The organism is Nitrospinota bacterium, from assembly GCA_027619975.1.
In the GTDB taxonomy this organism is placed as follows: domain Bacteria; phylum Nitrospinota; class Nitrospinia; order Nitrospinales; family VA-1; genus JADFGI01.
In genome coordinates, this window is sequence record JAQCGX010000048.1 from 1 (window position 1) to 13,867 (window position 13,867).

The window sequence follows — 13,867 nt, forward strand, 5'->3', positions numbered from 1 at the left end:
AGGCTGTGCCACTTAAAAGCAAAAACCTGTAAAACTTAACTCGCTGACGGATTTTTCTCTTTTTCAGCAACCTGTTAGTCAAGCGGTGGTAATTTTATATTTCTCCTGGTGCATTTTTGGATTGGCCTGAAAAGTGATCTCGATTTTATGTTTTTCTTCCGTTTCTTCGATGAAGGAGCTTTCCTCCTGATACATCAGGTCATAGGTGGAAGGATGAACCTCCACATGGATCTCTTTATGGCTTAAATTCTGGCTGACCAATTTCTGGATGTCACGGATAATCTCATAACAAATCGTTGTCGGTGACTTGAGGGTTCCATTGCCCCCGCAATAAAAGCAGGGATCACACAGGGTTTGCGCAAGGCTTTCCCGGACGCGTTTGCGGGTCATTTCCGCCAACCCCAGTTCGGAGATTTTAAGAATCCGCGTCCGCGACCGATCTCCCTTGAGAGCCAGGGTCAATGCGTTCCAAACGATTTCCTTGCTTTCTTCCTTGGCCATATCGATAAAGTCAACGATGATGATGCCGCCAACATTTCGCAACCGCAATTGATAGACAACTTCCTTGACCGCCTCAAGGTTGGTTTTCAAAATGGTTTCTTCCGGGTCCGTGTGTCCCACGAATTTTCCCGTGTTGACATCAATGGCCACCAGCGCTTCCGTCTGGTCAATGGTTATAAACCCTCCGGATTTGAGCCAGACCTTCCGGTCCAGAGCGCGATTGATTTCTATCTCGATGCCATTGTGATCAAAGATCGGCCTGGGGTCATCGTGGTATTCAATTTTTTCGACCAGATGAGGCAGGTAGTCGGAGCAAAAATCAACGCACTTCTGATAGTCTTCCTTCGAATCGATCACCAACCGTTTGACGTCATGGGTGAACAAGTCGCGGATCGAACGCGATATGAGGTTGAGATCCTCATAAAACAAACGGCCAGCTTCCATGCCATTAGAACTTTTTTCCAATTTATCCCAAAGACAATGCAGAAAATTGAGGTCCGACTCAAAATCTTCCTTTTCACAGCCCTGCCCTGCCGTCCGAACAATGTATCCCTCTCCGGGCCTGCCGATTTCCTCCATGAGGGTCTTGAGCCGTTCCTTTTCCATTTCGTCTTCAATCCGGCGGGAAACGTTGATGTGGTTCACCGTCGGCATGTAAACCACATACCTCCCTGGAAGACTGATGTAAGTGGTGATCCTGGCGCCCTTGGTTCCCAGTGGATTTTTGGCGACCTGCACCATGATCTCCTGACCTTCTCTTAAAAGATCCTGAATGGGAATGCCGTGATTAAAGTTGCGTTGCGGTTTGTCCTCGGATTCCTTTTCCTGATCTTGACTGATAGGAATCCCGATCCCCTCGGATTCTTCCAGATCCAGCATATCGAGGACATCAATATCCCCCACATACAGGAATCCGGCTTTTTCCAATCCAATATCAACAAAGGCCACCTGCATTCCAGGAAGAACTTTAGTGACCTTGCCTTTGTATATGTTCCCAACAATCCCCTTGTTGGACTTGTGCTCGATGAACAACTCCACAAGTTGATTGTTTTCCATCAAGGCAACCCGGATTTCGCGCGGATTGGAATTAATTATAATTTCGGAGTGCATGAATCCATTATTCCTCAAACAATATTAAATTTAGTTTGGAGAAAAAGTTTCATCTCTTCAAGGTGGGGAAAGAGAGGAACTTTTATACCTTCTTCTCTCCAAAACCCCACATGAGAAAAGGGAATAAAAATGATTCAGGGTCCGAAATTGTACCATGAAATTCCGCTTTCGGGACCTGAAAGCAACGAAAAACTGAAACCTTTTTAAGAATCGACGGTATGAGGGGAGGCATTGTCCACCTCTAATGGATGGTCCGCCGCATTTCAATGTTTAACAACAACCCAAGGGCAAAAAAGTTGGTGATCAGCGAGGACCCTCCATAGCTCATCAAGGGAAGTGGAAGGCCGGTAACGGGAAACAAGCCGATGGTCATGCCAATATTAAAGATTATATAAAAAGTGATGGAACTGATCAGGCCGAGGGCCATGAAAAAACCAAATCGGTCTGCCGCCCGGAACGCAATATTCAATCCCTTGAGAATAATAGCAAGATACAGGCCGAAGAGCAGGAACACTCCAATAAACCCCGTTTCCTCCGCAAAAACGGAAAAAATGAAATCGGTATGTTTTTCAGGAAGAAAATTGAGACGGCTTTGGGTGCCTGCAAACAGTCCCTTGCCCCAAAAGCCTCCCGAACCAATGGCGATTTTGGATTGTATCGTGTGATAGCCCGCACCCAGGGGGTCCATTTCCGGATTGAACAAGGTCAGAACCCTGGTTTTTTGATAATCCTGCAGGAAAAACCAGAGCAGGGGAGCAGAAATGATTCCCAAACCAAAAAGCTTCAACAAAGTAAAAAAGTTAAATTCAATGGCGGCAACAAAAACCAGAAAAATCAAAAAAATCATGATCGCCGTTCCCAAATCCGGTTGACGAACAATGAGCCCTCCAAGAACCCCGGTGAGGAGGGTCGGCACGATCAAGTCTTTAAATTGGAATTGCCCTTGAAGTTTCCCGGTTTCAAAATACTTGGCAAGAATAATAATCAGAGAAATTTTTGCAAACTCGGACACCTGAATGGTCAAAGGACCCAGCTGAATCCACCGTCTGGCGCCGGAAGCAATCGTCCCAAAAAACAAAACATATGACAGGGCTAAAACGGTACAACCATAGATTAAATAGGCGTAACGGCTCAGAATCCGGTAATCGACCGCAATGGCCACAGCCATCGCCACCAGACCATAAAGAACCCAGTAGATTTGCTTGATATAGAGGTTGCGAAAGAAAAGTTCCGGCCTGCCGTGGTTGGCGCTGTTAATGATCACAACACCAAGGATGGACACCGCAAGAATGAGGATGAGCAACCACCAACTGAAGTTTGTCGCCAGCCTTCGATCTATCATAATTGGAGCCTATAATATCATCATGGGGATAAAAGGGGAATCAAATCTGATTGTAAATAATTCTCTGCAAGTTAAATAAAGATGACCCGTTCGGATGCGAACACAATTTTCCACAGTAAAGTATGAGGACAACACGAAAAATTCAACTATGATATTTGGGATGTTTTTGGGGGAATTTAGCCTGAAATAAAAATATTTCCCACATGCCTCTATTGACATGCCCCAAAGGAGCATAAATCGTTTAAATTTCAATCACTTCAAGTATGTGCACAGTTTGTAATCGATTCTAGCAAACCCTTCAATTTATTTCCGTTAGAAGCTTTATCCCCCGGTTTTTCCACAATTTTCACACATTTTCTGTGAATTAAAAAATTTTAATTAAAGGAGTTCTTAAACATGGCTTGGGGCTTGAATTTCCCCGGGGCAGATCCAACAGGCTCATGAATGACAGCCGGTAACGACGTTAATAAGGGGAATATCAAACGGATTAAAGATTTTCTGTTGAAGGCCATCAATCGAACTGCATTAACAGCGTATCCATTGCCATTCGTTATTCAAACCTGAGAAAGTCCTTTATTGAAAGGGTAAAACAACCCCTTTCAAAGAAACTGAATATAAAAGCTTGGCCCCATAAGGATATCAGAAGCACCCGTTTTTTAGAGTCTCCAAACCCTGCATAAAATGGGTTTCAAACCTCCTCCCCCCTTCCCGGCTCAACCCTGTGGATAACTAATATCTGTCAAGATTTTTTATCGAACAGAAACAAATTAAAAAAGTTTTCTCAGTAACTAATTGATTAACATATCATTATAAAATTCTTTTGAGATTTTCCCAGACTATCTCGAGAAAAAAATTTGCCCGTTTTTTCTCGATTCTGCCCATTTTTCACAAGTTACTCACATCTTAAAATAATGGTGGAGGGGTTGGAAAAGCTCTAAAATCAGCGGAATTTTGGAATGGCGATATGACATATGTCACAAAAATAGTTAACGCTTTTCCCCAAGGGGTTTGTGACTTTGTAAATAAAAGTCCATATCAGGAGGCAGGGGAGAAACAAATATTTTTGGTTCCTCGGAAAGGGGGTGGGTGATTTCCAGTTTGTGAGCATGCAGGGCCTGACGCGGCATTTTCATGTGTTTTTCATCCAGCTTGCCGCCGTAGGTTATGTCGCCGATGATAGGATGCCCCAAGGACGCGACATGCACCCGGATTTGATGCGTTCTGCCGGTTTTAGGGTGTAGACGTAAGTAGGTAAAATGTTCGTAACGAGCGATCACCTCATAGGCTGTGACAGCCGCCCTGCCCCCCTCCTTCTGAGGGGCCATCTTTTTTCGGTGGACCTTATGCCTTCCAATAGGAAGGTCGATCACTCCGGTTTCCGCTTTAACGATTCCGCGCACCAGAGCGAGATACACCTTTTTGATCGTCCTTTGTTTGAACTGCTGGGCGAGGGACCGATGCGCCGTATCGGTTTTTGCCACAAGTACCAGGCCCGATGTATCCTTGTCCAGCCGGTGTACGATTCCTGGCCGTTCCACTCCGCCGATTCCGGTCAGATCCGGGCAATGATGCAGCAACGCATTCACCAGCGTTCCCGTGTAATGCCCAGGAGCCGGATGCACCACCATTCCAGGGGGTTTGTCCACAACCACCATGCAATCGTCTTCGTACACGATACTCAGGGGAATATCTTCTGCGGGCATATCCAACGGAGTGGGGTCCGGAACATGGACTTCGATGATATCTCCCGGCTTCACCTTATATTTGGCGCGGGCCGGAGCACCATTGACCGACACCTTTTCCAGCTCGATCAATCGTTGCACCTGAGACCGGCTGATCTCTTGCTGAATAGTGGACAAAAACAGATCGAGACGCTTTTTCGCAGAGGCAGGATCGACCTTATAGGTGAGTTGTTGCATATTAAGGGCGCCTCGAAAAATTCAACCTGGACTATGAGTCCACCCCTTAAAATAAGGGGTGGACAATTGCAAAAACCAAAACCTGTCAATTATTAGAGGTCTCCTTAAAGTTTATCTGCCTGAGAAGAAATCACTTCTCCAGAAGCCTCGGCATCAACTCCACCAGATTACAGGGAGGATTGTTGCTGTTGAGCTGATGCACCAGAATCCCGTCCCAGGCGTCTTTGCAGGCACCCGTAGACCCCGGAAGCGCGAACAGAAACGTTCCGTTCGCCACCCCCGCCGTCGCCCGCGACTGCATGGTGGAGGTTTTGATAGTCTCGTAGCTGAGCATGCGGAACAATTCACCGAACCCCGGAATGGGCTTGTCGTAAAGCGCCTCAAACGCCTCCGGCGTCACATCGCGCCCGGTCACCCCCGTGCCGCCGGTCGAAATCACCACATCCACATCCTCACGACCGATCCATTCTTTCAACGCTTCCTGTAAAAGAGGAATCTCATCTTTAACAATGCGCTTTTCGACCACGCAATGCCCGGCCTTTTCGATGCGGTCCACCAGCGTCTGTCCCGATCGGTCGTCGGCTTCCGTGCGCGTGTCCGAAACCGTCAGAACGGCGATATTGACCACTTTGGGTTTTATTTTGTCATCCATCAGTATTTCTCCATCATCTATAAATTAAAGAATCCGCACTTTGAACTCATTGGGTTTTAAAAGGGCAATTGGCAAAAATGACGTCTTTTGCTATGGTTGGACTGAAGTATACCGACAAACTAAGAGGGGTTCAACAATGCCGACAGCGATCATCACCGGAGGCGGGGTCAGGCTGGGGAAGGCCATGGCGCTTCATCTGGCTAAAAAGGGCTTCGATATCGCCCTGCACCACAACGCATCCGCAAACAATGCCGAGGCAACCACAGCCGAGATTCGCGCCACCGGCGTGCGCTCAGAATCCTTTGCCTGCGATTTCACCGATCTTTCTGCTGTGGAAAAACTGATAGAAACCATTACCGGCACTTTTTCCGACATCGAACTGCTCATCAACTCCGCCGCCAACTTCATCCAGGAGGACATCGAACACACTTCAAGAAAATCCCTTGAAGACACCTTCCACATCAATCTCATGACCCCCTACCTGCTGATGCGGGAATACAAGCAAAGGGTCAACCGGGGAATGATCGTGAACATCCTCGATGAAAGAATCTCAAGAAACGTTCCGACCTTTGCCGCTTACTCCGTCGCCAAAGTGGGGTTGGCGCATCTCACCCATATCGCCGCCATCGAATGGGGAGCGACGGTCCGGGTCAACGGCATCGCGCCGGGGCTCATCCTGCCGCCTCCCGGAGGAACGGAAGACTACCTCACCCGTGGAAAAACCCTGATCCCCACCCTGACCCACGGCACCGTGGAGGATATCTGCAAAGGACTCGACTATCTATTAGGAAGCTCCTTTGTGAACGGCGAGACCCTGTTCATCGACGGCGGCCAATCGAAAGGCTGGGCACGGAAACAAAAAGGCGAGAAAACCACACCACCCGAAGACCCTTCCTGGCTGGACGGCGGGATATGATCGTCATTGCGAGCATAGCGAAGCAATCCAGAAATCCTGGATCGCCACGCCGCTTTGCGGCTCGCGATGACGGGTTATGCAAAGGGCAATTAAAAACAAAACCATTTTTCACCGCAAAGACGCAAAGGTCGCAAAGAAAGCTAAAAACACAAAAAATAATCACCCTTGTTTTTACATAAAAATGATTTTATTATCCTATTGAAAATAATTCGCTTGAAGTTTTTCTGGGACTAAGAAAATGTCTATTTGCGTACATCAATTTTCCATCGTCCAAAGATCAGTTGAAGCGGCTGAAAAAAATGCCAAAGCAATCCAATTGGCAGCAAAATACGCTAGAATTTTTAATCCTGTCCAATGATTTTTGCTTTTCTTTGCGTCCTTTGCGCCTTTGCGGTGAAATCCCCCCAACCCCCTTCACAGAAGGGGGAGCGATTCACTCACTACCCTTCGACATACCCCTACGGGGCATGAAGGCAATGGTCAAATATCACAAGCTCAGGGTGACAGAATTGTTTTATCCCCTCCGGTACTTCACAGGATCAGCCACCCCCGCCTCCTTGAATCCCCTCAACCGCAATTGACAGCTGTCGCAGACGCCGCAGGCCAAGCCCTTATCATCAGGGTCGTAACAGCTATGAGTCAGACTGTAGTCCACCCCCAGTGCCAGGCCTTTTTGGATGATCTGGGCTTTGCTGAGGTCGATCAGCGGCGTGTGGATTTTCAACGATTGTCCTTCGACCCCGGCTTTGGTGGCCAGATTCGCCACCTTTTCGAACGCTTCGATAAACTCGGGCCGACAATCAGGATAGCCGCTATAATCGACAGCGTTGACGCCGATGAAAATATCTTTCGCTCCCTGCACCTCGGCATAGGCCAGTGCGTAAGACAGGAAAATCGTGTTGCGGGCGGGAACGTAGGTGACGGGAATCCCGTCTGCCATTTCGGTGTCATCACGGTTTTTAGGCACTTCGATCGCATCGGTCAAGGCCGATCCGCCGAACTGCTTCAAATCGATATTGACCACCCGATGCTGGAGGGCGCTCATGCGCTCGGAGATTTCTTTTGCTCGGTCGAGCTCGACCCTGTGTCTTTGCCCGTAGTCGAAACTCAGGGTAAACGGTTGAAATCCCTCAGTTTTGGCGATCGCCAACGTCGTTGCCGAGTCCAGCCCGCCGCTCAATAAAATAATAGCTTTTAAGTTCATTTTGATGTGGGAATGATTCTTGACATTACAAAGGGTTATTATATACTAGCCAATTTTCAAACGACCATTATTCCACGCAATTTGAAGCGCTTTTTGCGCCCTTAATATGTTCGAAAGCCTGTCCAATCGCCTGGAGGCGATTTATAAAAATTTAAAAGGCCGAGGTCTTCTTAAAGAAGCTGATGTCGATGAAGCCTTGCGGGAAATCCGCATCGCGCTGATCGAAGCCGATGTCTCGCTGTCGGTCATCACGGATTTCCTGGCTGACATCCGGGTCAAAGCCATCGGTCAGGAGGTATTGAAAAGCCTGACCCCAGGGCACCAGATGGTCAAGGTGGTCAACGACCATCTCACCCAGCTTTTAGGGGACAGTTTCACCGATATCGAATTCGCCTCGAAGCCGCCGACCATCATTTTGATGACGGGGTTGCAGGGTTCGGGAAAGACCACCACCGTCGGCAAGCTGGCGAAACGATTCAAGGCAAAGGGCAAAAAATGTCTTCTGGTTCCGGCTGACGTGTACCGACCGGCGGCTATCGAACAGTTGAATATTCTGGGACGCGACTTAGAGATCGACGTTTACCAGGCAGGTGAAGAAAATGATCCGGTCGCTATCTGCGTAGGTGCTATCGAGGAAGCCACACGCAAGATGAGTCAAGTGGTGATTCTGGACACCGCCGGCCGCACTCAGATCGACGAAGCTTTAATGGACGAATTGCGCCGCATCAAAGCCAAGGTCCAGCCGCATGAAGTGCTGTTTGTCGCCGATGCCATGATGGGTCAGCAAGCGGCCATCGTGGCTGGAGCCTTCCACGAAGCTGTGGGCATCGATGGCGTGATTCTCACCAAAATGGACGGAGACACACGAGGAGGCGCCGCGCTATCGATAAAGGGCGTGACCGGCAAACCCATCCGCTTTATCGGAACGGGTGAAAAGCTCAATGCTCTGGAGCCGTTTTTCCCGGACCGTATTGTCTCCAGAATCCTCGGCATGGGAGATGTACTATCGCTGGTTGAAAAGGCGGAACAGGCGTATGATACAGCAGAGCAGGAAGAACTCGAAAAGAAGATCCGGAAAAATGCCTTCACCCTTGAGGACTTCAAGAATCAACTGAAGCAGATGCAGAAGATGGGTTCCATCCAGCAGCTCCTCGGAATGATTCCCGGCGCCAGCAAACTCAAGGGACTCAAAATCGACGAAAAAGCTTTTTCCAGAGTGGAGGCCATCATCAACTCGATGACCCTGGCGGAACGGGCGAAACACAACATGATCAACGGCAGTAGAAAGCGCCGCATCGCGACGGGCAGCGGCACCAGTGTCAACGATATCAACAAACTGTTAAAACAGTTTGCGCAGATGCAAAAAATGATGAAAAAGTTCAATACGGGTAAAATGAGAGGCGGACTCAACCTCGGAAGCCTCATGGGTGGAAAAGGCAGGCTCCCTTTTTAGATTCCGCAAAAGGAAATTTTCAACAAAACGGAAGATTTTTCACAAAATCCACACACTAACGGTTACTATATTAAAAATTAAGGAGGTCAGATTGGCTGTTGTTATTAGATTGACCCGGCGGGGCACGAAAAAGAAACCTTTTTACCGAATTGTTGCGGCGGATTCCCGATTTCCCAGGGATGGCCGGTTTCTGGAAATTCTGGGAACCTTCGATCCGTTAAAAGAAGCAGACAATTGCAACGTTGACACGGAAAAAGCTTCGGCATGGATTGCCAAAGGGGCTCAGCCCAGCAAAACGGTGGCATCTCTTCTGAAAAAAGCTGGAATCGGGCAGTAATTATTTTAGTTCAATCAGTTTAGCTTTAAGTCTAATTGGATTTCTTGCGCAAAGATCATTCTCCTGCATGCAGTTGCAGTTGCGTTACTGTTCTTGGAGAGCGTCATGAAAGAACTGATTACGATCATAGCGAAGTCTCTTGTGGATAAACCTGATGAAGTGGTTTTAACGGAATTGCAAGGCGAAAACATCACCGTTTTTGAACTCCGTGTTGCAAAGGAAGACTTGGGAAAAGTGATCGGCAAGCAGGGGAAAACCGCCCGTGCGATTCGCATCATTTTGAACGCAACCGCGACCAAACTAAAAAAACGGGCGGTATTGGAAATAGTCGAATAAATAATGAATTGGGTCCCGATCGGAAAAATTTCGCGAACACATGGACTAAAGGGTGAACTTAAGTTTCGCCTGATGTCCACAGATCAAGACACCCTGCTAAGCGTGAAGCATCTGAAAGTTCAGGCAAGTCAGGAGAAAGAAACCGAACTGGTATTGGAATCGCTACGCGGCAGTCCATCCAGCCTGATCATCAAGTTTAAGGGTATCGATTCCATTGACGACGCGGAAGCTCTGGCGGGCCAAAGCCTTTTTGCGCTTGAGTCCGAGTTCCCGGAACTTCCAGAGGATGAATATTACCGCTTTCAAATCGAAGGACTGGCCGCCTATGACCTGGACGGACGTTACTACGGGCGGGTCGAGGACATCATAGAAACCGGCAGTAACGATGTCTATGTGGTTCGCGATGGTGACAGGGAAATCCTGATTCCAATGATTGACTGGGTGGTCAAAAGTATCGACATCAATGAAAAAAAGCTCATATTTGAAAATGTGGAGGGCTTGATTGAGGACTCTCCGGTTTGACATCATCACGATTTTTCCGGGAATGTTTGAGTCCCCTTTCAACGAGAGCATTCTGAAACGGGGTCATGAAAAGGGCTTGCTGGAGTTTCGCACCCATGACCTGCGGGATTACTCCCTGAATAAGCATAAGAAGGTGGATGATTATCCCTTCGGAGGCGGGGTTGGCCTGGTGATGAACGTGGAACCCATCTCCCGAGCCATTGAAGCCATTAAGAAAGAGGTCCCAAAAGCCCGGACGCTGTTAATGTCACCCAGCGGCAAACCGTTCAATCAGGAAAAGGCCAGGGAACTTTCCGCCGAAAGTAATTTGATTCTGGTGTGCGGTCGCTATGAAGGCATTGATGAAAGAGTCCGTCTCCATTGCGTCGATGAAGAGATATCTATTGGCGACTATGTTTTATCCGGAGGGGAGATTCCGGCAATGGCGGTTGTCGATGCTGTGGCCCGATTGGTCCCCGGTGTGCTGGGCGATGAAAATTCGATTGTCGAGGAATCCTTTTCGGATTCGCTTTTGGAATACCCGCAATACACCAGGCCAAGGGATTTCAACGGATACAAGGTCCCTGAGGTACTCGTTTCCGGCAACCATAAAGAAATACAGAACTGGCAACGCAAGGAATCCTTGAAGAAAACCGCTGAAGTGAGACCGGATCTGCTGAATAAACTCAAACTTACGGATCAAGATAAAGTGGCCCTGAAAGAACTGAACATTGGCTGAAGGGTTCCACTCAAATATTCATATGGCGCTGGTGCATTTTCCGGTTTATAACAAGATCGGGGAAGTTGTGGTTTCATCCGTCACCACGCTGGATGTGCATGATTCGTCGCGAATCAGCCGCACCTACGGGATTGGGGCATTATACATTGTCACGCCCTTGAAAACTCAGCAGGAATTGGTGGATCGGATCATCAGCCACTGGAAAACAGGTCACGGAGCAACCTACAATCCTACGCGGAAAGAGGCATTGCTTAAAACCCAGGTTATAAATTCTCTGCAAGATGCCATACAGGACATCACAGAGCATTCCGGAAAAAAACCCCGGATCATCGTCACCCATGCTAAAAAGTTTCCAAAAAACATTGGCTACGATGCAATGCGGGAGGAATTTAAAAAAGATGAACAATATCTTCTGGTTTTTGGAACCGGATGGGGGCTGGAAAGAAATATCATCCTCAACGCGGATTTTGTGCTGAGCCCTATTGAAGGACCGGAAGAGTACAACCATTTACCTGTTCGGGCGGCCATTGCCATCATTCTCGATCGTCTGTTGGGAATCCGCTCTTAACGATTAGAATTTCCGCCAGATGCTGAAACGACATTTATTGAAATAACGTGTTTTATTAAACTATAGTTATATTGCAAAGAGGAGTTGGGTTGATGAATCTGATTGATCAAATTGAAGCCAAGGAATTAAAAAAAGAAGTCGCTGATATTCACATTGGCGATACGGTAAAAGTACACATGCGTATCGTCGAGGGAGAAAAAGAACGCATTCAGATAATCGAAGGAATCGTTATCAGAATGCACGGCGGCGGCGCACGAAAAACCTTAACGGTCAGAAAGATTTCTTTCGGTGTCGGTGTGGAGAGAATCTTCCCGATGCATTCCCCCAGGGTGGAGAAAATAGAAATCGTCAAACGCGCCAAGGTGCGTCAGGCCAAGTTGTATTACTTGCGAGAACTCAGGGGCAAAGCGGCTCGACTGAAAGAAATTCGACCGAAGAAAAATGCGGCAATGGCCAAAAAGAGCAAAGCAAAAAGCGCAACATCCTGAAAAGATTCAGGGCATTATTTAAATGCCCTGCAATTGAGATTAAAGCCAGCTTCCAGTTTGGGAGCTGGCTTTATTTTGGCTGGCACTATTTCTGAAGGAAACTTTCCCCAAGGCCGTACTGGTTTTTGGCATTTTTGTATTCCGCCAATGCTCTTGGTAAATACCTTTTTAAATTGGCAATTCGAGTTGCATCCGCCGGATGGGTGGACAGCAGTTCAGGCGGTTGGGCTCCCTGTTTCATTTGGCTGAACCGGGTCCAGAACCGCACCGCTTCGTTAGGATCGTATCCTGCCCGCGCCATATAGATCAATCCAATCTGGTCCGCTTCCGCCTCATTATCCCGGCTGAAGGGAAGTTGAATGCCATATTGCACTCCTACCCCCAGAGCCCCCAGAATCATTTCCCGGCCCGGTCCCGCAAGACCGGTGGCCACTTGCATCCCTATAGATATCGCCTGTTGTTGGGTCATTCGCTGGGCGCCATGACGAGCCGTCACATGCGCTATTTCGTGACCCATCACCGCCGCCAATGCCGCTTCATTCTCGCACACCTTTAAGAGCCCGGTATAAGCCGCCGTTTTACCGCCCGGCAATGCAAAGGCATTCATTTGATCCGATTCGAAGAGTTTAAACTCCCAGTCCAGATCCGGCATGGTGGTATTTACGGCGAGACGCTCTCCCACACGTTTGGTGATTGCCACCAACCGCGCGTCCTGAGATTCCTTTTCCTTTTGCAGGATTTCACCAAAGGCCTGCTCACCCAGGGTTGCTTCCTGTGACAAAGAAGTCATGATGAAAGCCTGCTTCCCCGATTCGGGAGTGGTGACGCATGCCGTCACTAAAGCAAGTGAGGCAAATATGAGTACTTTAATTTTTGTTTTCATGCGTTAAATTATAAATGTGAACGACTCTGTTTTGCAATGACAATTACATCATGAAATATTAAAGCTTGTAAGACAAAAGTTAATAACAAAGTACTTTTGAGTTGCCTGGTCATCGCGGATGAAATATGATTTCTTGCAGAGGAGACAGTGTAAAAGTTTTTTACCTGACAACGTTTAAAAATTTTCGAGTCGAGACAGGTTTGGATTTTTTTCCTCCACAGGAAACGCGACGCAATGCTGAAGTATGAAACCGAAGCTGGTAACAAAGGGTATCGCTGTGTCATGGGAGTTGATGAAGCGGGACGCGGTCCCTTGGCCGGTCCGGTCGTCGCCGCCGCCGTGTTCCTTCCCCCTGGCGTCACTCTTGATGGGTTGGACGACAGCAAAAAACTATCCCAAAAGCTGAGAGAGAAATTTTATTCGCAAATCATCGAGACCGCTGTCACCTACGGTCTGGGCATCGTATCCGTTGAGGTGATTGAACGGATCAACATCCTGCAAGCGTCTCTGACCGCAATGAAACAGGCCGTCGAAAATTGTGACCTGCCGCCAGATTTGCTTCTCATCGATGGCAATCAAAACGTCGATCATTCTGCCGACCAATGGACCCTCGTCGGAGGCGACGGAAAAAGTCTATCTATCGCTGCGGCATCGGTTTTGGCCAAAGTAACGCGGGACCGGATCATGCAGGATTACCATCAGGACTACCCGCAATATCAATTTGATCGTCATAAGGGATATCCCACAAAGCGGCACCGGGAGGCAATCAAACAATTCGGCCCTTGTCCCCTGCACCGCAAAACTTTTAGGGGCGTGAAGGAGTTTTTAAATATGAAGGATTAACAGGTTGCTGAAAAACTACTTTTGGGACCTTAAAATGTTAATTTCAAGTTTACTGTTAATTTAAGAAAACCAGTA

Annotated in this window: 15 protein-coding genes; 9 read left to right on the forward strand and 6 right to left on the reverse strand. The window is 48.0% G+C overall.

Annotated features, from left to right (window positions below):
* Positions 1-78 precede the first annotated feature (78 nt).
* The 4 genes from O3C58_13175 to moaB form a co-directional block, all read right to left on the reverse strand.
* The gene (locus tag O3C58_13175) at positions 79-1,611 is read right to left on the reverse strand and encodes an Rne/Rng family ribonuclease (GenBank protein ID MDA0692804.1); all 1,533 of its coding nucleotides are present in this window, start codon (positions 1,609-1,611) and stop codon (positions 79-81) included.
* Positions 1,612-1,852: 241 nt separating this feature from the next.
* Positions 1,853-2,953 (reverse strand): rod shape-determining protein RodA, encoded by a 1,101-nt coding sequence (rodA, locus tag O3C58_13180; GenBank protein MDA0692805.1) that lies wholly within the window; start codon positions 2,951-2,953, stop codon positions 1,853-1,855.
* A 986-nt stretch (positions 2,954-3,939) separates the two neighbouring features.
* Positions 3,940-4,872, reverse strand: coding sequence for an RluA family pseudouridine synthase (locus O3C58_13185; protein MDA0692806.1), 933 nt, complete (start codon positions 4,870-4,872; stop codon positions 3,940-3,942).
* A 130-nt stretch (positions 4,873-5,002) separates the two neighbouring features.
* The gene (gene moaB / locus O3C58_13190) at positions 5,003-5,524 is read right to left on the reverse strand and encodes a molybdenum cofactor biosynthesis protein B (protein ID MDA0692807.1); all 522 of its coding nucleotides are present in this window, start codon (positions 5,522-5,524) and stop codon (positions 5,003-5,005) included.
* 136 nt (positions 5,525-5,660) lie between these two features.
* Here moaB and O3C58_13195 point away from each other — a divergent pair, with 136 nt between their 5' ends.
* Positions 5,661-6,440: an SDR family oxidoreductase gene (locus O3C58_13195; GenBank protein MDA0692808.1), complete on the forward strand. Its 780-nt coding sequence runs from the start codon at positions 5,661-5,663 to the stop codon at positions 6,438-6,440.
* A 514-nt stretch (positions 6,441-6,954) separates the two neighbouring features.
* On the opposite strand, the gene queC is transcribed toward O3C58_13195, so the two are convergent.
* A complete protein-coding gene (gene queC, locus O3C58_13200; GenBank protein MDA0692809.1) occupies positions 6,955-7,644 on the reverse strand; it encodes a 7-cyano-7-deazaguanine synthase QueC in 690 nt (229 codons plus the stop codon).
* 106 nt (positions 7,645-7,750) lie between these two features.
* Here queC and ffh point away from each other — a divergent pair, with 106 nt between their 5' ends.
* From ffh to rplS, 7 genes are all read left to right on the forward strand, one after another.
* Positions 7,751-9,097, forward strand: coding sequence for a signal recognition particle protein (gene ffh, locus O3C58_13205; GenBank protein ID MDA0692810.1), 1,347 nt, complete (start codon positions 7,751-7,753; stop codon positions 9,095-9,097).
* Positions 9,098-9,188: 91 nt separating this feature from the next.
* On the forward strand, positions 9,189-9,434 hold the full coding sequence (gene rpsP / locus O3C58_13210) for a 30S ribosomal protein S16 (GenBank protein MDA0692811.1): 246 nt from the start codon (positions 9,189-9,191) through the stop codon (positions 9,432-9,434).
* Between the two features lie 105 nt (positions 9,435-9,539).
* Positions 9,540-9,770, forward strand: a complete 231-nt coding sequence (locus O3C58_13215) for a KH domain-containing protein (GenBank protein MDA0692812.1) — start codon at positions 9,540-9,542, stop codon at positions 9,768-9,770.
* 3 nt (positions 9,771-9,773) lie between these two features.
* Positions 9,774-10,292: a ribosome maturation factor RimM gene (gene rimM, locus O3C58_13220; protein MDA0692813.1), complete on the forward strand. Its 519-nt coding sequence runs from the start codon at positions 9,774-9,776 to the stop codon at positions 10,290-10,292.
* Positions 10,293-10,314: 22 nt separating this feature from the next.
* A complete protein-coding gene (gene trmD / locus O3C58_13225; GenBank protein ID MDA0692814.1) occupies positions 10,315-11,010 on the forward strand; it encodes a tRNA (guanosine(37)-N1)-methyltransferase TrmD in 696 nt (231 codons plus the stop codon).
* Positions 11,003-11,578 (forward strand): RNA methyltransferase, encoded by a 576-nt coding sequence (locus O3C58_13230; GenBank protein ID MDA0692815.1) that lies wholly within the window; start codon positions 11,003-11,005, stop codon positions 11,576-11,578. Before trmD ends, O3C58_13230 begins: the two co-directional genes overlap by 8 nt.
* Before the next feature lie 92 nt (positions 11,579-11,670).
* The gene (gene rplS / locus O3C58_13235) at positions 11,671-12,066 is read left to right on the forward strand and encodes a 50S ribosomal protein L19 (protein ID MDA0692816.1); all 396 of its coding nucleotides are present in this window, start codon (positions 11,671-11,673) and stop codon (positions 12,064-12,066) included.
* Positions 12,067-12,151: 85 nt separating this feature from the next.
* On the opposite strand, the gene O3C58_13240 is transcribed toward rplS, so the two are convergent.
* Positions 12,152-12,949 (reverse strand): M48 family metallopeptidase, encoded by a 798-nt coding sequence (locus tag O3C58_13240; GenBank protein ID MDA0692817.1) that lies wholly within the window; start codon positions 12,947-12,949, stop codon positions 12,152-12,154.
* A 234-nt stretch (positions 12,950-13,183) separates the two neighbouring features.
* On the opposite strand from O3C58_13240, the gene O3C58_13245 reads away from it, so the two are divergent.
* On the forward strand, positions 13,184-13,792 hold the full coding sequence (locus O3C58_13245; GenBank protein ID MDA0692818.1) for a ribonuclease HII: 609 nt from the start codon (positions 13,184-13,186) through the stop codon (positions 13,790-13,792).
* Positions 13,793-13,867 lie beyond the last annotated feature (75 nt).